Here is a 20,819-nt window from a genome sequence, read left to right on the forward strand (position 1 = left end):
TAGGTTAGAATTTCTCCGGGCGCAGCAGCACGTAGCAGAGGTAGCCGAACGTGGCGAGGGAGAGGACAAACAGGGTGACCATCATGGCGCGGCGGGGTTAGATCTGGTCGAAAAAATCGACGGACTTATAGAAGAGCCAGAAGCCGGCCAGGCCAGCGGCCGTGAGCAGCGGAATCATCAGAAGTGCAGGCATAGTGAGAAGGCGTGCCCCTTAGGGCAGCATGGTGGTGTGCGGATACTGGTAGGTCTGGTACAAGCGGGCGGGCATGAGCTGGCGAGCCAGCTGGTTGCCGTAGGTGCTGCCATCCAGGTGCAGGCAGTGCAGATACACATTCTCGATGGCGCGGGCCAGGTAGGCGTCGCCCTGCCGCAGCAGGCAGTCGGCCACCTCAAAGCAGCGCTTGAGCAGGGCCAGGTGGCCGCCCTCGGCAGCCTCGCGGGTGAAGGTGGCAAAGCAGCTCAGCTGCCGGTAAATACTCTGGCGAGTAGCGGGTACTTGTAACTCGGCGCCTAACTCCGGGAAGCTTTCCAACAGTAGTGAGGCAGTTTCGGTGGAAGAAGTCATCGGAAACGATGAAAAGAAGTGGAACTGGTCCGTGAATGAGTCTGCGGCGCCGGGGCTGGGCCCTGAGTTGGTTGTCAGTCTACTCAGGGCCGGCCTCGGTTCGGCTCGTTTGCCGAATCGACGAAAGGCTCGGGTGGCTCATTACCAATCCAGGCCCACATCCGGCCGCCATTCACAATTTCCACCACATCAATCTGATTATCAGCTCTAAATATTTTCACCTCTCTCCCACCCAACATACCGGACACAAAAAAACCGGGTCATTCTGACCCGGTGCGTTGGTCAGAATAACCCGGTTTGATTGAATACTGGTTTTTATTCCAAGGCTTCAGCCCTGAGATGTGAATGGCATTTATTTGATGTATTTCGCCAAGGTGGCCTGCAGGTCCGCGCCTTTCAGGTTGGCGGCAATGATTTTACCGGTGGGGTCAATCAGGTAGTTCTGCGGAATGCCGGTCACGGCATAGCTGCGGGCAGCGGCATTTTCCCAGCCGCGCAGGTCCGATACCTGTGTCCAGGTTAACTGGTCGTCGGCAATAGCCTTTACCCACTTGGCGCGGTCCTTCTCGCCATCAAGGGATACGCCGAGCACTTCAAAGTTGCGGCTTTTGTAGGCGGCGTAGGCTTTGGCCACGTTAGGGTTTTCCTGGCGGCAGGGGCCGCACCAAGACGCCCAGAAATCCACCAGCACGTACTTGCCCCGGTAGTCGCGCAACGCCACGGTTTTACCATCGGGCGTCTGCTGGCTGAATTCAGGCGCTTGCGCGCCTATAGCCACCGTTTTTAGGCCTTTAACCATTTTTCCGTACTCCTGGCCCTGGGGAGTATTTTTAAGCGCTGGGCTTAGGGCCTCGTACAGTGGGCCTACGGTAGCGTATTGCGGAAGGTCCCGGCCCTGTACATCCAGCAGTGCATCCAAGCTGACCTGTGAGTTAGGGTTCGCCTTGACGAAAGCGTAGTTAGCGGCGGCAAATTGCTTGTTGAATTCGGCAAACCGAGCTTGAATCTTTTCTCCAAAAGTCGGGTCTTGGCGCTGTTGCTCCGTAGCGGTTTGTAGTTCAGCTCCGTAAGCCTGAATTTGGGCTATAACAGGGGCTAATGCAGTTTTCAGTCGCCCGTAGTCTTTATTCAAGCCCCCCCCGACAATAGTGGCATGTGCCAATGAATCGGGGCTGGTCACGGCAACAGTACTAGGCTCCAAGTATAAGTTAGCCCGGTCCAGCTCTTGTCCACGCAAGCTCCCCATCCGACCAGTACGCCGCAAAACAAGTGTGGCCATAGCCGGCGCTTCGGCGGTGCCTTTCAGCTCGAAGGTGCCGTTTTTAAGCGTGGCAGAATCAGTAACCGTCATTCCGCGCAGCAGATATACCTTAGCCGGTGGGTTTAATTGACCCAGTTTGCCTTTGATGGTAAAAGGCATTGCCGTTTGGGCATTGGCCAGCCAGGGAGCAACCAATAGGAAGCCTAGTAAACACTTTTTCATACGAGGTAGGTAAGGTGGGCGCACTAAAGAATAAACGGACTACAAAACACCAAAGTCAAGCTACAGAAATAACGGCAGCATCTGGCTAACTGGTATATAGTCGTATATATATTTATCCGCTGCGCTTCATTCTGCTGATATTACAGCCCGTACTCCTGAATTTTGCGGTAGAGCGTTTTGGTGCCGATACCGAGCTGGCGGGCGGCTTCCATTTTGTTGCCGCCGGCGTCGTGGAGCACCTTCCAAATCTGGCGCTTTTCCAGGGTGCGCAGGCTTCTGTCGGCTACTTCATCAGCGGTGGGGGCGGCCGTAAAGTAGTGGAAGTCAGCGGGCAGGTCGTCGGTGGTGAGCGTGTCGCCGTCGGCGAGAATGGCGGCGCGCTCCAGCACGTTTTTCAGTTCCCGCACGTTGCCGCGCCAATCGTGGCGGCGCAGCTGCTCCAGCACTTCAGGTTCCAGCCCACGCAGGCGGCGGCGCAGCTTGCCCGCGAAGAACTGCAGGAAGTAGTCGGCCAGCAGGGGCACATCCTCGCGCCGCTCGTTCAGGCCCGGCACCGGCACCGTAAACACGGCCAGGCGGTAGTACAAATCGGGGCGAAAGTGCCCGGCCTCAGCTTCCTGCTTTAGGTTGCGGTTGGTGGCCGCCACAATGCGCACGTTCACGCTGGTGGGCCGGGTGTCGCCGAGCTTGGTAAACTGCTGGGTTTCGAGCACCCGCAGGAACTTAGCCTGCACATTCAGCTCCAACTCCCCGATTTCGTCCAGAAACAAGGTGCCGCCGTTAGCTTCCTCCAGCAACCCTTTCTTATCCGTCAGAGCGCCCGTAAATGCCCCCTTCCGGTAGCCAAACAGCTCCGATTCCAGCAAATCCTTCGGGAAAGCCGAGCAGTTCACGGCCACAAACGGCTTGTTGCGGCGCGGGCTGGCCTGGTGAATGGCCTGAGCAAACAGCTCCTTGCCCGCCCCGGTGGGGCCTTCCAGCAGCACGGTGCTGTCGGTGGGGGCCGCACGCTCAGCCAGCTTCTTGGCCTGCAGCAGCGCCGGAGAGCGGCCAATCATACTGTCAAAGCTGTATTGGGCGCCTACCTTTTTCTCCAAATCAGCCACCCGACGTTGCAGCCGCGCCTTCTCAGCAGCTCTGCTTACCACCACCACCAGCTGGTCGTCGGAGTCGCCTTTGGTCAGGTAGTCAAAAGCGCCTTCTTTCATGGCCCGCACGCCGTCGGGAATGGTACCGTAGGCAGTCATCAGAATCACTTCGGCCAGTGGCGCGGCTTGTTTGTAGCGGGGTAGCAGGTCGAGGCCGTAACCATCGGGTAATTTCACATCCGACAGCACGACCAGCACCTCTTCCGCGTGCTGGCGCAGCAGTTCCAGGCCGCGGCGGGCATCGGGGGCTTGCAGCACGGTATAGTCCTCCAGTTCCAGCACCCGGGCCAGCAACTGGCGCAGGGCAGTTTCGTCATCGATGAGCAGCAGAGTTCCGGCAAGCATGAGTGGGGTAGGTTGGGCTATATCGGGCTGGCGGCCATTTTGAGCTGCGCGAGGAATGACAGACGTGCTAGTTCACAAAAAAACCCGACTCAGCAGCGCTAAATCGGGTTTCAATAGTTTAGAAACTGAGAAAAACAGAAGTCTAAGTTCTTACTTCTATTATCTCCTTTCTAAAACAGAGTGGAGCCGCAGGGATTCGAACCCTGGTCCAGACAAGGAAGGCGTCGAGCTTTCTACGTGTGTATCTATGCTTGGATTTTCGAAGGAAACCAGGCGCACATCAGGCCCTTGATTTCCCCTTATCTGTTTGAGTTTCGCGCAGGCGTCACAGCGCCACCTGCACTATCCTAACTCTTACGACGCCCCGAACTCACCCGTGAGAAGGAATACGGGTGCGGGACGATGGCAGTGCGTAGTTCTAAACTAGGCAGCCATGGCGTAGCTATACTCGCCAGTTATTGTTCGGACGGCTTTTTTTTACGGGAGATTCATCCAACTCCCGACACGCTTACTCGCGACATGCACGAGCTGTCAATTCCGGTCGGCCCCAATTGAGAAAGAACAAACCCGCCACCGAAGTAGCGGGGTGCGAATGTACGCACATCAGCCAGAAAACGTTGTAACGGGCCAAAAATGTTCCTTCTTATCAGATTAATCCTGGCGCAGGAAGCGCTACTTCGCGGCTACGCTTTTTGGCTGAAAATTGGGATGACCGGCCTGCCAGAGGGCAAAAGCGTACATATTGGCGAAGTTGCGGAAGGTCACTTTCTTGTCTTCCGTGAAGTGGCCGTTGTCGTAGTTGACTTGCAGCAGCACGGGCTTGCCAGAGGTACTGGCCGCTTGCAAAGCCGCCGCAAACTTGCCGGGCTGCCACACAATTACGCGGGGGTCGTTCATACCACCCACGCACAGCACGGCGGGGTACTTGGTACCGGGCTTCACGTGCTGGAAAGCGTCCATCTCATAGAGGCCCATGCACTGCACCGAGTCTTTCACAGTACCAAACTCAGGAGTATTTACGGGGCCGTTAGGCGAGTTTTCCATGCGTAGGGCATTGGAGCAGCTCACGTTGCTGATGGCGGCGGCAAACAAATCGGGACGCTCAGTGATGGCGCGGCCGATCAGGATGCCGCCTGCGCTGGTCCCCTCCCCAATAAGATGCTGGGGGCTGGTGTACTTGTTCTTCACCAAGTATTCGCCGCAGGAAATAAAGTCTTTCCAGGTGTTGGGCTTGGTGGTTTGGTAGCCGGCCCGGTACCAGGCCTGGCCTTTCTCGGAGCCGCCGCGCGGGTGGGTTTCGGCCAGAATTACGCCCTGGTTGAGCAGCGCTAGGTTGCGGCGGCTGAAATAAGGCGTAGCCGATATACCGTAGGCCGCGTAGCCGGTCATGAAGCACACGGCGTTGCCATCTTTCCTGAGGCCTTTTTTGTATATCAACGACAACGGCACTAGTACGCCGTCGTGGCCGGGCACTTCCAGTTCCTCCACCACCAGGTCGTCGGTGCCGGGGTAGCGGGCCTGCATATCGAAGGGGCTGACCACCATTTTTCGGCTTTCGGGGGTGTAGTCGTACACGGTTTCGGGCCGGCTCCAGGTGGATACGTAGGTAAAGATTTCGTTGCTGGTGGTGGCATTGTAGGGCTCCAAACCGGCGGTGCCGGTACCGGGCATGGGCACGTTGGCCCACTGTTGGGTGCGTGGGTCATACTGCCGCACTTTTTCGTTGATACCGTCGCTGAGCACCACGAACACGTAATCTTTGGTGGCGAGCAGGCGGGTGATGTTGCCGGTGCCCTCGGGCAGCAGCACGGTGGCGTTGGCGGGACTGGGGCGGGCAGCATCCGTCACCAGAATCCGGCCTTTGGGCGCACCCTTCACACTATGCAGGTATATGTTGCTGCCCAGCTTCGCGAAGTCGTACACGCTGTCGGTGGGAGTAACTAAGTGCTTCCAGGCAATGATTGGTTTGGCGAGGTCGGCGGGGGTCGTCAGCCAGACATCCGCGCGGCGGTCAACGGAAGCAAGCACGCCATACACCAGCGTCTGGTCATTGGTGAAGGCCATGATGGGGTACTGGTCGGGCCGCATGCCCATGTCCGGGTTCTTGGCTCTCGACCACAGCTCCCGGTCAGTGGCAACGGCCGTGCCCAGGCGGTGCAGGCGGGCCTTGGTATCGAGGTTGCCTTTGGGGTCTTTGGGGTCGGTGGAGTTGTTGGGAGTGTAGAGGAAGCCGCTCCCGTCGGGCAGCCAGCTGATGTCGCCGCCAAATACCGCCGAAATACTCTCAGGCCGAAACGCGCGGGTAGCCACGTTCAGCACACGCACCGTCGACAGCTCGGCGCCGCCTTCCTGCAAGCCCAGGGCCACCTGCTGTCCATCGGGGCTGGGCGTGTAGGCGGTCATGGAGTACGTTTTGGTTTTGTCGTAGGCGGTGGGGTCAAAAAGCAGCTTTTCGGGGCCGGTTTTGCCTTCGCGTACGTACAGCTTGCCAACCGTTTCGGAGGGCAGGGTTTTGCGGTAGAAATAACGGGAGCCACGCTTTTTCACTTGCCCGTAGCGCACGGTCAGCAGCTTGTCGTAGGCCTCAAAGGTTTTAATCAGGCTGTCCCGGCCCGGCAGTTGGTCGAGGGTGCGCTTGGTGTAGTCGGCCTGAGCCTGAAAACAGGTTTTCACCTCGGGGCTGTTCACGTCTTCCAGCCAGCGGTAGTTGTCCACCACTTTTTTGCCGAAGTAGACATCCGTAACGGGACGTTGGGGCGTGGCAGGTGGCCCGGCGGATGTGGTTTGGGCCAGGGCTACCGGAGCAGCCAGCAGCTCTGGCAGCATCAGAAAGAGAAAAGCTGTTTTCATCCGAAATCAACGTGAAGTGGAAAACCCAAAGGACCTAAAAGAGGCCAACGCTACCGTGCCGCAAGGTTACTGTTGCGTTACGGGGCAAGTATCCGTTATTCAAACTATAATACAAAATATTATTCGATTTATATAATAAATAACTATTGCCATGGGGTGCGTTTTACTGGCTTTACCGAAAGCATTAGCGGGGGCCGATAACGCAATTGACAGCCAATTGCAAGGCGGATTCGCCGGGTGCTTTGCGTATCTTTGCCTCTAGCTCGTATGGAAAATTTCGTTGTTTCGGCCCGCAAGTACCGCCCAGCCACGTTTCGCAGCGTGGTGGGGCAGCAGCACGTTACCACCACCCTGCAGAATGCCATTGCCTCCCAGCACTTGGCGCAGGCCTTCCTGTTCTGCGGCCCTCGGGGTGTGGGCAAAACCACCTGTGCCCGTATCCTGGCCAAAACCATCAACTGCGAGTTTGTGGAGGAGCACGTGCGCAAAAGCCGGCCGGTTTCGGAGCTGATCCAGGCCCAGCCCGACATCGTGCCCGACACGCTGCTAAGTGCCGCCGACCCCGACAATACGCCCTTCGAGCTGGAAGCCTGCGGGAAGTGCTCCTCCTGCCGGGCCTTCCAGGAAAACGCCTCCTTCAATGTCCACGAGCTGGACGCGGCCTCCAACAACTCGGTGGAGGATATCCGCAGCCTGGTGGAGCAGGTGCGCTATGCCCCCCAGCAGGGCCGCTTCAAGGTGTATATCATCGACGAAGTGCACATGCTCTCGAATGCGGCCTTTAATGCGTTTCTGAAAACGCTGGAGGAGCCGCCGAGCTACGCCATTTTCATCCTGGCCACCACCGAGCGGCACAAGATTATCCCCACCATTCTGTCGCGGTGTCAAATTTTCGACTTCAACCGCATCAAGGTGGATGACATGCGCAACCACCTGCGCTACGTGGCTACTCAGGAGCACATTCAGGCCGAGGACGACGCCCTGCACTTGCTGGCCCAGAAGGCCGATGGCGGCCTGCGCGACGCCTTGAGTATGTTCGACCAGATGGTGACCTTCTCGGGCCAGAACCTGCGCTACCAGGACGTGGTGCAGAACCTGCACATTCTGGACTACGAGTACTATTTCCGGCTGATTGACGCCCTGCTGACCGAAAACCTATCGGCCACATTGCTGCTGCTGGATGAGGTGATGCAGCAGGGCTTCGACCTGCACAACTTTGTGGTGGGCGCGGCCGAGCACCTGCGCGGCCTGCTGGTGTGCAAGGACCCCGTGACGGTGCAGCTGCTGGAAGTATCCGACAACATCCGGGCGCGCTACGTGCAGCAGGCCCAGGCAGCTCCCCTACCTTTCCTGCTCTCGGCCCTTAACCTGGTAAGCCTCTGCGACCGGGAGTTTAAACAGGCCAAAAACCAGCGCCTGCACGTGGAGCTTACGCTCATGAAGCTGGCCTACCTCAACAGCGCCGTGCAGTTTGCCCGCGACCTGCAGGGCGGCGCGGCCGTGCCAACCCCCAACGGGGAGGCGAAAAAAAAAAGCCCTAATGCAGTCATAGCCCCCGCTGCGCCAGTAGCCCCGGCAGCAACTGCTGCTAATGGCCGCCTGGTAGCCGATGGTACCGCCGAAACCCCGGCCACTTATGCCCGCGCCGCCAGCCCCACGCCCAACGACCTAAGCACTAAGCACCAGGCACCAGGCACTACCAACGAACAACTAGCCCACGCCCCCGCCGACCCGGAGCCCATTGTGCCAGTGGACAGCGGCGTGGAGGAGCTGCACGATACGCCCAGCATTGAGGATGAGGCCGCCACGGAGGTGCCGGCTACTACCCAGTTGCGTGATACGGTACCGCACGTGGAAATCGGGAAGCCCAGCATTGCTGGCCACGAGCCGGGCCAAGCGGCTATAACCGCTGCGCCCCTGCCCCCACCCCGCCCGGGTATGCCTACCGGCAAACCCCTGGGTTTGGGCAATAAGCTGCCCGGCCTAGGCAGTCTGAATGCTATGAAGGCCCAGTTGGAGCAGCAGGCCGCCGCCGGCAAAGCTGCTGTTGATGCGGAGCCCAGCGGACCCGTCACCGGCCTGCCCGCTATCAATGATGAGGTGCTGCAACGGGTGTGGGCGGAGCTCAAGGAGGAACGCAAGGCCATTAGCCCCAGCCAGTACAGTCTGCTCAACCGTCCTGTGCAGGCCAATGAGCAGCACCTGATTGTACTGCGCGTGGACAACCCCGTGCAGGAAGACCAGTTCAACGAGATGCGAGCCGATTTGCTGGGTGAGCTACGCCGCCGAACCGGTTACCCCCGCCTCAACGTGCAGGTGGAAGTGGTGGAACGCGTAGATACCGGCCGCAAGCTCTATACCTCCACCGACCGCATGGAATATCTGATGGAGAAGTACCCGGCCCTGGTTGAAATGAAACAGCGCCTGGGTCTGGATACCGACTAAGACCACGGATTTCACGGATTTTGTGGACGATTGTTTGTGGCACACGCTTTGGCTTGTGCCATGTGCCGAATGACACACCTGCTCAGAAACCGATTGTAGCCAAAGAGGCTTGCCCCGACGGGTAAGCCTCTTTGATTGTTAGCCTGAATGGTTGTCCCACGCACGGCACAAGCTAGAGCGTGTGCCACAAACAATCGTCCACAAAATCCGTGAAATCCGTGGTCCTCTATAAGCATTTTTCCGCACTTCACGCCGGAGTGGGCTGAACTGCGCTTTTTATTCCCAGGGGGGCCCCCTATCTTTGGCCCTTATCCTCTCTCCGCTCTGCTTTCCGCGCCCACTTCCCCGTGAAAAAACCTCTGCTGCTCCTCGTTCCGGCCCTGACGACGCTCGGTCTTACCCAGTGCCAGACTAGCAAGCCGGCAGCTACTACCACTCCGGTTACGGAAACCGCCGCCAGCGTTGCCCCCCAGCCCAAGGAGTACAAGTACCAGACGGTAGAAGGCGACCCGCTCAAGGCCCGCATCTACACCTTGGATAACGGCCTGACCGTTTATCTCTCCGACTACAAGGACGCCCCCCGCATCCAGACCTACCTGGCCGTGCGCGCCGGCTCCAAAAACGACCCCAGCACCGCCACCGGCCTGGCCCACTACCTGGAGCATATGGTGTTCAAGGGCACCTCCCGGCTGGGTACTCAGAACTGGGCCGCCGAGAAAGTGGAGCTGGATAAGATTGAGGCCCTCTACGAGCAGTACCGCGCCCAGCGCAACGACCCCGCCGCCCGCAAGCGCACCTACCACCAGATCGACTCGATTTCCGGCGTGGCGGCCAGGTACGCCGTGGCCAACGAGTACGACAAGGTGATGGGCGCCATTGGGGCCAAGGGCTCCAACGCCTACACCTCGGTGGAGCAGACGGTGTACCAGGAAGACATTCCGAGCAACCAGCTGGAGAAATGGGCCGCCGTGCAGGCCGAGCGCCTTGGCGAGATGGTACCGCGCCTGTTTCACACCGAGCTGGAGGCCGTGTACGAGGAGAAAAACCGCGGCCTCGACTCCGACTTTCGCAAGGAATACGAGGCCCTGAGCGCCAGCCTCTACCAGAAGCACGAGTACGGCACCCAGACCACCATCGGGACAATCGACCACCTGCAAAACCCGTCCATTACCGAAATCAAGAAGTATTTCGGCCAGTACTACGTGCCGAATAACGTGGCCCTGTGCCTGAGCGGCGACCTGGACTACGACCAGACCATCCGGGTAATTGACCAGTACTTCGGCAAGCTGCAGCGTAAGCCCGTACCGGCCTTCACGCCCGCCCAGGAAGCCCCCATCACCGCCCCCATCGTGAAGCAGGTGTTGGGCCCCGACGCCGAAAACGTGATGCTCGGCTTCCGCCTGCCCGGCACCACTACCCGCGAGGCGCTGGTGCTGCGCATGATTGATAAAATCCTGAGCAACGGCCAGGCTGGCCTCATCGACCTCGACCTGAACCAGAAGCAGGCCGTGCTGAGCGCCGCCTCGTTCACCGACATCAACAACGACTACTCCTCGCACATCCTCTACGCCACGCCCCGCCAGGGCCAGAAGCTGGAGCAGGTGCGCGACCTATTGCTGGCCGAGCTGAACAAGGTAAAGCAGGGCGACTTCCCGGAGTGGCTGATTCCGGCCATCATCAACAACGAGCAGCTGCAGCGCACTAAGAGCTACGAGAGCAACGAGGCCCGCGCCGGCGCGTTCGTGGCCGCCTTCGTGGCCCGCGAGGACTGGAAAGACTACCTCAAGCAGACGGACGATTTCGGCACCATCACCAAGGAAGAGGTGATGCGCGTGGCCAACCAGCACTACGGCCCCGGCTACGCCCTGGTGTACAAGCGTACCGGCCAGGACCCCAATAAGGTGAAAGTGGTGAAGCCCGCTATTACGCCCGTGCCCGTGAACCGCGAGGTGGCCTCCGACTTCTACAAAGAGGTAACGGCCAAGTCATCCCCCGCTTTGCAGCCGGTATTTCTGGATTACAAAAAGGACATTCAGGAAACCAAGCTGGCTTCGGGCGTGCCGGTGTACTACACCCACAACGAGGAAAATAACCTCTTCAACCTGTACTACGTGCTCGACCTGGGCACGAACAACGACCCCAAACTAGGCCTCGCCACCGACTACCTGCAGTACCTGGGTACCGGCAAGTACACCGCCGCCCAGCTCCAGCAGGAGTTCTACAAGCTGGGCTGCTCCTTCGCCGTACAAAGCGGCCAGGACCGCACCTTCGTGAGTCTCTCCGGCCTCGACAGCAACTTCGAGCCGGCCCTGCAATTGTTCGAGAGCCTGCTGGCCGCGCCCAAACCCGATGCCGCCGCTTTGCAGAACATGGTGGCCGGCGTGCTCAAAGCCCGCCAGGATGCCAAGCTCAACAAAGGTGTCATTCTGAATCAGGCCTTGGTGAACTACGCCAAGTACGGCGCGAAAAACCCCTTCACCAGCCAGCTGAGCGAGAAAGAGTTGAAAGCCCTGAAGCCCGCCCAGCTCACCAGCCTCATCCAGAAGCTCCCAACCTACCAGCACCGGGTGCTGTACTACGGGCCGCGGCGGATTGCTGGTGACAGTGCAACTCAGATTACTACTCATGCGGGGGTAAACATGAGTAATCTAGTAGAACATCTACCGTATGGCGTAGCGAATGTCCTCAATCAGTTCCACCGCGCACCCGTCAAGCTCACCCCGGCCCCGGCCAGCAAGGACTTTGCCGAGCAGCCGCTGACGGAGCGCAAGGTGTACTGGGTGGATTACAACATGGTGCAGGCCGAAATCCTGTTCCTGAGCAAAGGCCCCGTGTACGACAAAGGCCTGGTGCCCACCACCAGTCTCTACAACGAGTATTTCGGGGGCAGCATGGGCAGCATCGTGTTTCAGGAGCTGCGCGAGTCGAAGGCCCTGGCCTACTCGGCTTCCTCGCGCTTCGCCTCGGCCGATAAGGCCGGCCGCAGCAGCTACAACCTCAGCTACATTGGCACCCAGAGCGACAAGCTGCCTGAGGCCATGGCCGGCATGAACACCCTGCTCAACGACATGCCCGCCGCCGAGGCCAACCTGCAAATCGCCAAGGACGCCATCCGCAACAGCATTGCTACGGAGCGCATCACCAAATCGGACGTGCTCTTCAGCTACGAGCGGGCCAAGCGCCTAGGCCTCGACTACGACCTGCGCCGCGACGTGTACGAGCAGACGCCCAACATGAGCTTCCAGGACTTGCTCAAGTTCCAGCAGGCCCGCGTGAAAGGCCAGCCCCAGACCATCCTGGTCATCGGCAGCAAAGACCGCCTCAATTTCAAGGAACTGGCCAAGTACGGCCAGGTCCAGCAACTTACCCTGAAAGAGATTTTCGGGTATTAGAAACGCCAGAACGTCAACAGAACGTCATGCTGAGCGAAGCGGAGCGTAGTCGAAGCATCTCTACCGCTTCGTTGCCCCGACTGAGTTAGCCCGAGGTAGAGATGCTTCGACTACGCTCCGCTTCGCTCAGCATGACGTTCCATCTGTGCGTTTCCGAACCACCAACTACAACCCCTATAGTACCTAAGTACCTTTTCAACAATGGCAGAGAAAATCACCATCAAGAACGGCAAGCTGAATGTGCCCGATCAACCCATCATCCCGTTCATTGAAGGCGACGGTACGGGTCCGGATATTTGGGCGGCTTCCGTGCGCGTGTTCAACGCGGCAGTAGAGAAAGCCTACGGCGGCTCGCGCAAGCTGGTGTGGAAAGAAGTACTGGCCGGTGAAAAAGCATTCAAGCAGCTCAATAACTGGCTGCCCAACGAAACCCTGGATGCCTTCCGCGACTACCTGGTGGGCATCAAAGGCCCCCTGACCACGCCCGTGGGCGGTGGTATCCGCAGCCTCAACGTGGCCCTGCGTCAGGAGCTGGATCTGTACGCCTGCGTGCGCCCTGTGCGCTGGTTCGAGGGCGTACCCTCCCCCGTGAAGCACCCCGAGCTGACCGACATGGTCATCTTCCGCGAAAACACGGAGGACATCTACGCCGGCATCGAGTACATGAACGGCACCCCGCAGGCCCAGAAAATGCTGGAATTCCTGCAGGATGAGATGGGCGTGAAGAAAATCCGCTTCCCCGAAACGTCCTCGTTCGGCATCAAGCCCGTGAGCAAGGAAGGCACCGAGCGCCTCGTGCGCGCCGCCATCCAGTACGCCATCGAGCACAAAAAGCCTTCGGTGACCATCGTGCATAAGGGCAACATCATGAAGTTCACCGAAGGCGCGTTCAAAACCTGGGGCTACGAGCTGGCCGAAAAGGAGTTTGGCGACAAGGTGTACACCTGGGCCCAGTACGATAAGGTGCTGGCCAAGCAGGGCCAGGAAGTGGCCGACGCCCAGCAGAAGGCAGCCCTCGACGGCGGCAAAATCCTCATCAAGGACAGCATTGCCGACGCCTTCCTGCAGCAGATTCTGCTCCGCCCCGCCGACTACTCGGTGGTAGCCACCCTGAACCTGAACGGCGACTACATCTCCGACGCGCTGGCCGCCATTGTGGGCGGTATCGGCATTGCCCCCGGGGCCAACATCAACTACCTCACCGGCCACGCCATTTTTGAGGCTACCCACGGCACCGCGCCCAAGTACGCCAACCAGGACAAGGTGAACCCCGGCTCGGTTATTCTCTCCGGCGCCCTCATGCTGGAGCACCTGGGCTGGCAGGAAGCCGCCGACCTCATCTACAAAGGCCTCGAAGCCGCCATTGCCGCCAAGCGCGTCACCTACGACTTCGAACGCCTGATGGAAGGCGCCACCCTCCTAAAATGCAGCGAGTTCGGCGACGAGATTATCGCCCGGATGTAGTAGCTTGGCAGTAACCAATCGACCACCAAAAACCCCGCGTTGGCTGTAAGGCTGGCGCGGGGTTTTGTCAATAAAAGCAACATGAATCAAATATTATCAGCAGAAAGCATTGGATTGCTTTCAATTGCATTACTTATGATTGGATTTGCAAAATTTATTTTATATTATAAATCATTCAATATTCCAATCATAGAGTACATAGAAACATCTGAAATCATCACTTTATTCGCAGATAATATAGCAATAGCAATATGCGTGAGCTTATTTTCAGCACTTCCATATTACTTCGTAATAACTCCTTATCTATCAACAAACATAGATAATCACAATATCACAAGTATACTTTATTATTTTTTAGACAAATCATTCCCCCTCTTAATTATAGCATCAGTAATAGTATTTTCTATAATAATATTATTTTTCAAAAGAACCAAAATATACACATTTGAACTTATTAGCTACATAGCTTTAATTCCTTTACTGGCAATATTTTTACCTGCAATCATTTTAATGATATTTATAAATTTAGAAATAAATTCTAAAACCGATTCACTATTAATTACATCTATGATAATAAATTTTTGTATAGTAATTTTATTATCAACAATTAATGAAATCAAGAAGGTAAAGCATTTCAGATATTACAATCAAATAATTGTAGAGTTCGAGAATGAAACATTAACATCAGATGACGATTTCTATTTTATAGGCAAAACAAAGTCGCACGTATTTTTTTACTGTCTTTCCAAAAATTCATCTATCGCATACAATACCAGTAAATTAAAATCTATTCAATACAAATTTAGCAAGTAAGTTTATCGTGACCATCTTGCGGAGACACGAGTAAATAGCTAACTACCCCTTTCGTCAGCTCTACTGCAACGTGAAACCAATTGGCTTTGCCAACTGGTTTCTGTTTCGCACGTTTACCCATTTCCAAGTAGGTTGAGGGTGCCCAATTCACCTACTTCCTGAAGCCCCGACAGTTCGTACCTGCCGGGGCTTCGTCTTTTCAGACGACGCGTTGGCGGGGTGACTACCGTGCGAATAATTCAAAGGTAGATACCCAACTGCCAAACTACCCAAACACAAAAACAGGGCACCCCGCACTCGCTCGGCTGTGCCGAGTGAGGCCTACGCCTGAGGGGCTATGCCCCGAATCCGCCTGCGCCAAACTGCGCAGTATACAAGCAAGCGCGCGCAGCACAGCTGCTTGGGCATAGTTGTCACTCGGCACAGCCGAGCGACTGCACGGGTTAACTGCGCCACAAATATTCGTTGGGTATAGTATCTTTTCGCTATGTCCGAACTACGCAAAACTTACCCAGGAGGGCTATTTTTCCTGACCCTGACCGTTGTGGGTTGGGTAGATGTATTTATCCGGCCGCAATACACCCAAATCATTATCGACAGCCTCCGGTACTGCCAGCAGCACAAGGGGCTTGAACTCTATGCCTACGTGGTGATGAGCAGTCATATCTACCTGATTGCCGCCCGCACAGAAGGCAACCTCAGCGACGTACTCCGCGACCTGAAGGCGCATACTGCCCGCCAACTTCTCAAGGCCATTGCCGAAAACGAACACGAGAGCCGCCGGGAATGGATGATGCGCCTCTTCGCCTATTATGCCCGCCCGCAACGCCAAAACGAGCAGTATATGTTCTGGCAAAAGACCACCTTCCCGATTGCCCTCTGGACCCCAGCTGTCGTACAACAGAAAGCAGACTATATTCATAACAATCCCTTTGCTGCCGGCCTCGTCACCGCTCCGGAGCATTATCCCCTGAGTAGTGCCTCCTACTTCAGCCCCTTGCAGATGCTGCCACTCTAGCGGCTGGTACCTTGGCATCACCAGCACTCACCGCCGCACCTGCTCGGCTGGGCCGGTGCCTCCACCACACGAGCCGGCTGCCCGCCTACCTCTCGCCGCCGCACTCGCCGCACTCGCCGCACTCGCTCGGCTGGGCCGAGTGAGGCCTACGCACAAGCAGCTGTGCTGCGCGCGCCTGCCACGGCGGCACAATTCGACGCGGACGGATTCGGGGCATAGCCCCTCAGGCGTAGGCCTCACTCGGCATAACCGAGCGAGTGCGGGCGCAACGACGAGCCGCAAGTATGCGCGGCTTTTCGTTCGCGGCGGACGCGCTTTAGCAGCTGGCTGAAGGTGTAGTCCTCGGCTTTGGCTTTGTCGGAGCGGCCGTAGAGGGCTTTGCCGTCGCTGAAGACGTGGGTCATAGGCTCGTAGAGGGCGTTGAGCACCGTCAGGTTTTCCTCGGTGTTGCCTTTCTGGGTGCTCATCTGGCTGCCTTGGCTGGTGGTATCGACCACCAGCGCGTCGTAGAGGTCCTGGAGCTGCCGGGTGTCTTGGGGCTGCTGGCCTTTGGCGGCCAAGGCGGCGGCGTTGGCTTCGATGTTCTGGAGCAGGGTTTTAAGGGCTGCTTCCAGGCCGGCGTGGTCGTTGTTGCGGGCGCGGCGGGCCTGCTCCAGCCCGAACCGGTCGGCGGGCACCGTGAGCGGGGTGGCGCGCCGCCCCCGGGCGGCCAGGAAATCCAGGAGTTGCGGCAGTTGCTGGTAGAGGCCCGCAAGCCGCTCGGTTAACACCATGCGCCAGGCACTTTGCACGGAGGTAGCCTCCAGCGCGTCGGCGGCCGCCAGCCGGGCACCCATCTTCCCGCTGTGCGGCGCGCTCTGGCCCGGTGCCAGTGGGTGAGCACCAGAGCGCAGGAACAGGCCGGATACTCACCATTGTCTAGGAAGGCCAAAATTTTGTTGAAACCTAAAGGGAATATTTCTTTTCCGCCGCTCGTTCTAAGCTCATCCACAACCAAAACCTTTTCCACATGCGCAAAACCCAATTTTCCGTTCTCGCCCTTTTGGCTGCATTTGGTACTATTTCAGTATCTAGTTGCAGCAAGGACAATGAGAGTCAGCCCGCCCAGCGTGAGCAGGCGCAGGCCCAGGACGCTAAAGCCGAAGAAGCCTATCCCGGCCAGAGCGGACAAACTACGGTGGGCTCCTGGGGTGGGGAGGCCATCACCTACCAGGAAATCAACGGCGACAAGGTGTACGAGGGCGACATTCTGCTGACTCCAGGCCAAGCCGCTACGGCTGCCGGTCAGGGTCAGCAGCGCCCATCCAGCGCCGGCCGCACCTCGGGCCGCTGGCCCTCCGCCATCGTCTACTACACCATCGACTCGAACCTGCCCAGTCAGAACCGGGTAACCGACGCCATTGCCCACTGGCAGGCCAACTCGCCGGTGCGCTTTGTGCAGCGCACCACCCAAAGCAACTACGTAACGTTCCGGGTGGGCTCGGGCTGCTCCTCCAACATTGGCATGGTGGGCGGCCGCCAGTACATCAACCTGGCCTCGGGCTGCAGCACGGGTAACACCATCCACGAAATCGGGCACGCGCTGGGCCTCTTCCACGAGCAAACCCGCAACGACCGGGACACCTACGTGAATATCCTCACCCAGAACATTCAGTCGGGCTACGAGCACAACTTCACCAAGTACGGCGCCCAAGGCATCAGCGGCACCGACTATGGCGCTCTTGATTTTGGCTCCATTATGATGTACGGCTCGTTCTCCTTCTCCAGCAACGGGCAGCCTACTATCACCAAAAAGGACGGTTCCACCTTCAATATCCAGCGTACTGGCCTTTCAGCCGGCGACAAATCGGGGATTGACGCCATGTACTAGGGCTGTTTAGAAAATCTGCTTAACGAAATCAGTCTGTCATCCTGATTGGCTTCTGAATAACAACATAAAAAAGGCCCGCTGACAGCGGGCCTTTTTTATGTTGTAGGCAGCAGTAGCTCACCTTGGGCCAGGGCCTGCACAAGGCGGGCCGTTACCAGCAGTTGCCCGGTGTGGCGGGTGGTATGCTCGGTAGCATGCACCAGTAACCCTATTACCGTGCTGGGCAGCGCCTGCCGCCCCACCGGCCGAAACTCCGGGAGGGTGGCCTCGGGGGTAGCGCGCAGAGTCCCGAGCATCTGCTCTACCGTTTGGCTGAAGCGGCGCACCAGCGCGGCGGTGGTTTCGGGTGGGGTGAGACCTTCTTTTTCGGCGGCCAGGTAGGCAAATTGTGCGGCGCTGAGGGGTTCCTGGCGGGCGTAGGTCTGCATTCGGTCGAGCACTCCGCTGAGGTGGCGCAGGTGAAAGCCGACGGAAGCCACGCCGGCCGGCCGCGCCGGCAGCAGTGCATCGGGGAAGGCCGCCAGGGCAGTTTCCACCTCTTCCCGGGCCTGTAGCAGTGCTTGGGCCAGGGGTTGTAACGACGGCAGCAAGCCGGGCAAGGGGCCGCGTAGCCATACTTCGGGTTGAGTGGTTGGCGTCATACCCGGTGCAACCGCTCTGGCTGTCAGAAGTTGGTAGACATGCACAGAAAAGGCATTCCCTGCCTATGTAGTAGAATTTTACATCGGCAGGCCTATATTTAGACCCATGCCCGAACTCTCTCAGCGTGGGGCGGCTCTGCCACCGTCGCCGTACCGCAAGCTCACTCCCTTTGCCGAAGCGGCCCGCCAGCGGGGCCTAACGGTGCACCCGCTCAACATTGGGCAGCCGGATATTGAAACGCCGCCGGCTATGCTGGCGGCCGTACAGCGGGCCAGCATTCAGGTGTTGGAGTACAGCCCCACGGCCGGCTACCCCAGCTACCGAGCCAAGCTAGCTGAGTATTACCGGCGCCTGGGCCTGCCCGTTGACGCGGAAGATATTATTGTAACCACGGGCGGCAGTGAGGCTATTTCGTTTGCGCTGTTGGGCTGCCTCAACCCCGGCGACGAGTTTATTGTGCCGGAGCCGTTCTACGGACCATACTCGGCGTTTGCCGTAGCTACGGGCACACACGTAGTGTCGGTTACTGCCCACCTGGAAGACAACTTTGCCCTGCCGCCCATTCAGGAGTTTGAGCAGAAGATTACGCCCCGCACCAAGGCTATCCTGATTTGCAGTCCCAACAATCCCACCGGCTACGTGTACAGCCGCCAGGAAATGGAGCAATTAAAGGAGCTCTGCCTGCGCCACAGCCTGTATCTGCTGTCGGATGAAGCCTACCGGGAGTTCTGCTACGACACTGAGTACACCAGCGCCCTGCACCTAGCGGGTGCCGACGACCACATTGTGCTGCTGGATACCATTTCCAAGCGCTACAGCTCCTGCGGGGCCCGCATTGGCGCTATTGTTACAAAGAACCACGCCCTGCGCGACGTATTTTTCAAGCTGGCCCAGCTGCGGGTAAGTCCGCCGGGCCTGGGCCAGTTATTGGCCGAAGCCGCCGCCGACTTGCCGGAAACTTACTTCGACCACACCAAAGCCGAGTACCTGGCCCGCCGCAACCTGATGCTGCAGCGGCTGCGGGCCATGTCCGGCGTACGGGTGCCCACGCCCAGCGGGGCCTTCTATGTTATCTGCCACCTGCCCGTCGATGATGCCGACCGATTTGCCCAGTGGCTGCTGGAGGCGTTCAGCCACCAGGGCCAGACCCTCATGATTTCACCGGCTTCGGGATTTTACGCCACGCCGGGCCTGGGCCGCCAGCAGGTACGCCTGGCCTACGTGGTCAATCAGGAGGTTATCGACAAAGCCATGGACTGCCTGGCCGCCGCGCTGGAGCAGTACCCCGGCCGCACGTTGGAGTAGAAGTCCAGTCATCCTGAGCGGAGCGAGGAATCCGGGAAAGCATTCGGGAGTATGTGGCTTGATGCGCTACCTGCTCTGCATGGAGTTCCTGAACACCAACCCTCCGATTCCTCGCTCCGCTCGGAATGACAACATTCCGCACATCTTCTGGGCTGATTGTTGCCTTGCCCCGCCTATGAAACGTCTGCTTCCTCTGCTGCTGCTGCCTTTGCTTGGCCTGGCCCCCAAACTGCCCCGGCCCGCTCCCCAAACGGCCCGCCGGCTCACCCTGCGCATCAACGGGGAGGCCGTGCGAGCCGATACGCTCAGCTCCCGCTTCTTCCTCAGCTCCGACCGGGCTTTGCGCCTGAACGTGGTGCGCGCCGATGACCCCGACGGCGAAGGCCTCACCATCATCATCGACCGTTTTCCGGTGCAGGCGGGCACGTACAGCTTCCAGGAAATTCTGAGCGGGCGCAACCGGGACGCGTCCTACCGCTTCGGCAAGGTGGCGGCCTACTCCAAATCGTGCGGGCAGAATACGGGCAGCGTGGTAATTACCGGCGTGGATGCCACCCGGCATTGGCTACGCGGTACCTACCGCTGCCAGGTGTGCGAGGCCGGACGGGGTGCCCGCCGCTTCACCCTGGAAGGTGAGTTTGAGTACCCGGTGGAGCAGGAGTAAATGAATTGCTACACAGTTTGCTAGGCCACTTATCCGATTAGCAATGTTGTATCAGCTTCCCGCACTAGCCGTTTGGGGTATCATTGCGCTTGATTTGGGCGTGCTTACCATTCTTATTCAGCTTTTGCGACACCCCCGGAGCGGAACGGAAAAATGGGCGGCCATTATTGGGGTGATGTTGGTATTCCTACCATTGTGCGGGCTTAAGCTACTGTTCAGCTCCCCTGGTACATTGGCTTCTACTCCCGGTCAGTTTACTGTTTGCAACCCCGAACACCACTATACTAGTGTGTACTACCTTCTACAAGACGAAACAGGCAGTTGGCGGGTAGGGTGGACGGAGTATATGTGGGCTACCGACCAAACAGCCGTTGTTGAAACAGAAGGTGTTTCGGCAGTACGAGTCGCCGTGCGGCTGAACGGGCAATGGCGGTATGCACCGATGCGCTTTCAGGAGTTGAACATAGCAGAGGATATTACGCTGCCGCAGGGTTTTAGCGAAGTCGATACCAGCGGCCATATGTCAGCAGTAGTGGCGGCATATCGAGCCACTGAATACGCCAACCTTTTTTCTAACCTGCTTACTCTTAGTTGTATTGGCCTGCTGGCTTCAGTTATTGCACAGCGGCTCGCGCTACGCCGAGCTAGGAGCACCGATTATTCAACCAGTCCGGACACTCTGGGCAACTAGGCTCACTTCTTTGCGCAGTGTGTTGTGTTCGGCACGGAAGCACAGTATTAGCCTGGGTTTCGGCCAGGCAGTGAGCAGAATCCGCAGCGGTTGACTAGCTTTCTGCTCTCAGTCTTACTTTCTA

The 20,819-nt window shown here is 58.1% G+C and carries 16 protein-coding genes and 1 other RNA gene; 8 read left to right on the plus strand and 9 right to left on the minus strand.

Features of this window, described 5'->3' with window-relative positions:
* Nucleotides 1-4: 4 nt before the first annotated feature.
* The 6 genes from kdpF to ROI90_RS09125 form a co-directional block, all read right to left on the minus strand.
* A complete protein-coding gene (gene kdpF, locus ROI90_RS21180; RefSeq protein ID WP_375374049.1) occupies nucleotides 5-85 on the minus strand; it encodes a K(+)-transporting ATPase subunit F in 81 nt (26 codons plus the stop codon).
* Nucleotides 86-211: 126 nt separating this feature from the next.
* On the minus strand, nucleotides 212-565 hold the full coding sequence (locus ROI90_RS09105; RefSeq protein ID WP_315998023.1) for a DUF7674 family protein: 354 nt from the start codon (nucleotides 563-565) through the stop codon (nucleotides 212-214).
* A 352-nt stretch (nucleotides 566-917) separates the two neighbouring features.
* Nucleotides 918-2,048, minus strand: a complete 1,131-nt coding sequence (locus ROI90_RS09110; RefSeq protein WP_315998024.1) for a TlpA disulfide reductase family protein — start codon at nucleotides 2,046-2,048, stop codon at nucleotides 918-920.
* Nucleotides 2,049-2,188: 140 nt separating this feature from the next.
* Entirely contained in the window at nucleotides 2,189-3,541 is a 1,353-nt protein-coding gene (locus tag ROI90_RS09115) for a sigma-54-dependent transcriptional regulator (RefSeq protein WP_315998025.1), read from the minus strand.
* Between the two features lie 178 nt (nucleotides 3,542-3,719).
* Nucleotides 3,720-4,090: a transfer-messenger RNA gene (ssrA, locus tag ROI90_RS09120) on the minus strand.
* A 123-nt stretch (nucleotides 4,091-4,213) separates the two neighbouring features.
* Nucleotides 4,214-6,391, minus strand: a complete 2,178-nt coding sequence (locus tag ROI90_RS09125; RefSeq protein ID WP_315998026.1) for a prolyl oligopeptidase family serine peptidase — start codon at nucleotides 6,389-6,391, stop codon at nucleotides 4,214-4,216.
* A gap of 267 nt (nucleotides 6,392-6,658) precedes the next feature.
* Here ROI90_RS09125 and dnaX point away from each other — a divergent pair, with 267 nt between their 5' ends.
* From dnaX to icd, 3 genes are all read left to right on the plus strand, one after another.
* Nucleotides 6,659-8,836, plus strand: a complete 2,178-nt coding sequence (gene dnaX / locus ROI90_RS09130) for a DNA polymerase III subunit gamma/tau (RefSeq protein ID WP_315998027.1) — start codon at nucleotides 6,659-6,661, stop codon at nucleotides 8,834-8,836.
* 347 nt (nucleotides 8,837-9,183) lie between these two features.
* On the plus strand, nucleotides 9,184-12,228 hold the full coding sequence (locus ROI90_RS09135; protein ID WP_315998028.1) for a M16 family metallopeptidase: 3,045 nt from the start codon (nucleotides 9,184-9,186) through the stop codon (nucleotides 12,226-12,228).
* Between the two features lie 201 nt (nucleotides 12,229-12,429).
* The gene (gene icd / locus ROI90_RS09140; protein WP_315998029.1) at nucleotides 12,430-13,692 is read left to right on the plus strand and encodes an NADP-dependent isocitrate dehydrogenase; all 1,263 of its coding nucleotides are present in this window, start codon (nucleotides 12,430-12,432) and stop codon (nucleotides 13,690-13,692) included.
* A 458-nt stretch (nucleotides 13,693-14,150) separates the two neighbouring features.
* Here the strand turns inward: icd and ROI90_RS09145 are convergent, their stop codons facing one another.
* The gene (locus tag ROI90_RS09145; RefSeq protein ID WP_315998030.1) at nucleotides 14,151-14,312 is read right to left on the minus strand and encodes a hypothetical protein; all 162 of its coding nucleotides are present in this window, start codon (nucleotides 14,310-14,312) and stop codon (nucleotides 14,151-14,153) included.
* 680 nt (nucleotides 14,313-14,992) lie between these two features.
* On the opposite strand from ROI90_RS09145, the gene ROI90_RS09150 reads away from it, so the two are divergent.
* Nucleotides 14,993-15,523 (plus strand): REP-associated tyrosine transposase, encoded by a 531-nt coding sequence (locus tag ROI90_RS09150; protein ID WP_315998031.1) that lies wholly within the window; start codon nucleotides 14,993-14,995, stop codon nucleotides 15,521-15,523.
* 236 nt (nucleotides 15,524-15,759) lie between these two features.
* On the opposite strand, the gene ROI90_RS09155 is transcribed toward ROI90_RS09150, so the two are convergent.
* Nucleotides 15,760-16,359 (minus strand): hypothetical protein, encoded by a 600-nt coding sequence (locus ROI90_RS09155; protein ID WP_315998032.1) that lies wholly within the window; start codon nucleotides 16,357-16,359, stop codon nucleotides 15,760-15,762.
* Nucleotides 16,360-16,565: 206 nt separating this feature from the next.
* On the opposite strand from ROI90_RS09155, the gene ROI90_RS09160 reads away from it, so the two are divergent.
* Complete coding sequence (locus ROI90_RS09160) at nucleotides 16,566-17,393, plus strand: M12 family metallopeptidase (protein WP_315998033.1); 828 nt, start codon at nucleotides 16,566-16,568, stop codon at nucleotides 17,391-17,393.
* A 95-nt stretch (nucleotides 17,394-17,488) separates the two neighbouring features.
* Here the strand turns inward: ROI90_RS09160 and ROI90_RS09165 are convergent, their stop codons facing one another.
* Complete coding sequence (locus tag ROI90_RS09165; protein WP_315998034.1) at nucleotides 17,489-18,034, minus strand: DinB family protein; 546 nt, start codon at nucleotides 18,032-18,034, stop codon at nucleotides 17,489-17,491.
* Nucleotides 18,035-18,140: 106 nt separating this feature from the next.
* Here ROI90_RS09165 and ROI90_RS09170 point away from each other — a divergent pair, with 106 nt between their 5' ends.
* From ROI90_RS09170 to ROI90_RS09180, 3 genes are all read left to right on the plus strand, one after another.
* On the plus strand, nucleotides 18,141-19,340 hold the full coding sequence (locus ROI90_RS09170) for a pyridoxal phosphate-dependent aminotransferase (protein ID WP_315998035.1): 1,200 nt from the start codon (nucleotides 18,141-18,143) through the stop codon (nucleotides 19,338-19,340).
* Between the two features lie 175 nt (nucleotides 19,341-19,515).
* Complete coding sequence (locus ROI90_RS09175; protein ID WP_315998036.1) at nucleotides 19,516-20,004, plus strand: hypothetical protein; 489 nt, start codon at nucleotides 19,516-19,518, stop codon at nucleotides 20,002-20,004.
* Between the two features lie 43 nt (nucleotides 20,005-20,047).
* Nucleotides 20,048-20,695: a hypothetical protein gene (locus ROI90_RS09180; protein WP_315998037.1), complete on the plus strand. Its 648-nt coding sequence runs from the start codon at nucleotides 20,048-20,050 to the stop codon at nucleotides 20,693-20,695.
* Nucleotides 20,696-20,819 lie beyond the last annotated feature (124 nt).

Source organism: Hymenobacter endophyticus, assembly GCF_032464715.1.
In the GTDB taxonomy this organism is placed as follows: domain Bacteria; phylum Bacteroidota; class Bacteroidia; order Cytophagales; family Hymenobacteraceae; genus Hymenobacter; species Hymenobacter endophyticus.

Bases quoted from the DNA above. Each gene is read 5' to 3' on its own strand.
- dnaX (WP_315998027.1), top strand. From the start codon at position 6,659: ATGGAAAATTTCGTTGTTTCGGCCCGCAAGTACCGCCCAGCCACGTTT.
- ROI90_RS09125 (WP_315998026.1), bottom strand. From the start codon at position 6,391: ATGAAAACAGCTTTTCTCTTTCTGATGCTGCCAGAGCTGCTGGCTGCT.
- ROI90_RS09175 (WP_315998036.1), top strand. From the start codon at position 19,516: ATGAAACGTCTGCTTCCTCTGCTGCTGCTGCCTTTGCTTGGCCTGGCC.
- icd (WP_315998029.1), top strand. From the start codon at position 12,430: ATGGCAGAGAAAATCACCATCAAGAACGGCAAGCTGAATGTGCCCGAT.
- ROI90_RS09110 (WP_315998024.1), bottom strand. From the start codon at position 2,048: ATGAAAAAGTGTTTACTAGGCTTCCTATTGGTTGCTCCCTGGCTGGCC.
- ROI90_RS09155 (WP_315998032.1), bottom strand. From the start codon at position 16,359: ATGGGTGCCCGGCTGGCGGCCGCCGACGCGCTGGAGGCTACCTCCGTG.
- ROI90_RS09180 (WP_315998037.1), top strand. From the start codon at position 20,048: ATGTTGTATCAGCTTCCCGCACTAGCCGTTTGGGGTATCATTGCGCTT.
- ROI90_RS09170 (WP_315998035.1), top strand. From the start codon at position 18,141: ATGCCCGAACTCTCTCAGCGTGGGGCGGCTCTGCCACCGTCGCCGTAC.
- kdpF (WP_375374049.1), bottom strand. From the start codon at position 85: ATGATGGTCACCCTGTTTGTCCTCTCCCTCGCCACGTTCGGCTACCTC.
- ROI90_RS09150 (WP_315998031.1), top strand. From the start codon at position 14,993: ATGTCCGAACTACGCAAAACTTACCCAGGAGGGCTATTTTTCCTGACC.
- ROI90_RS09105 (WP_315998023.1), bottom strand. From the start codon at position 565: ATGACTTCTTCCACCGAAACTGCCTCACTACTGTTGGAAAGCTTCCCG.
- ROI90_RS09165 (WP_315998034.1), bottom strand. From the start codon at position 18,034: ATGACGCCAACCACTCAACCCGAAGTATGGCTACGCGGCCCCTTGCCC.
- ROI90_RS09115 (WP_315998025.1), bottom strand. From the start codon at position 3,541: ATGCTTGCCGGAACTCTGCTGCTCATCGATGACGAAACTGCCCTGCGC.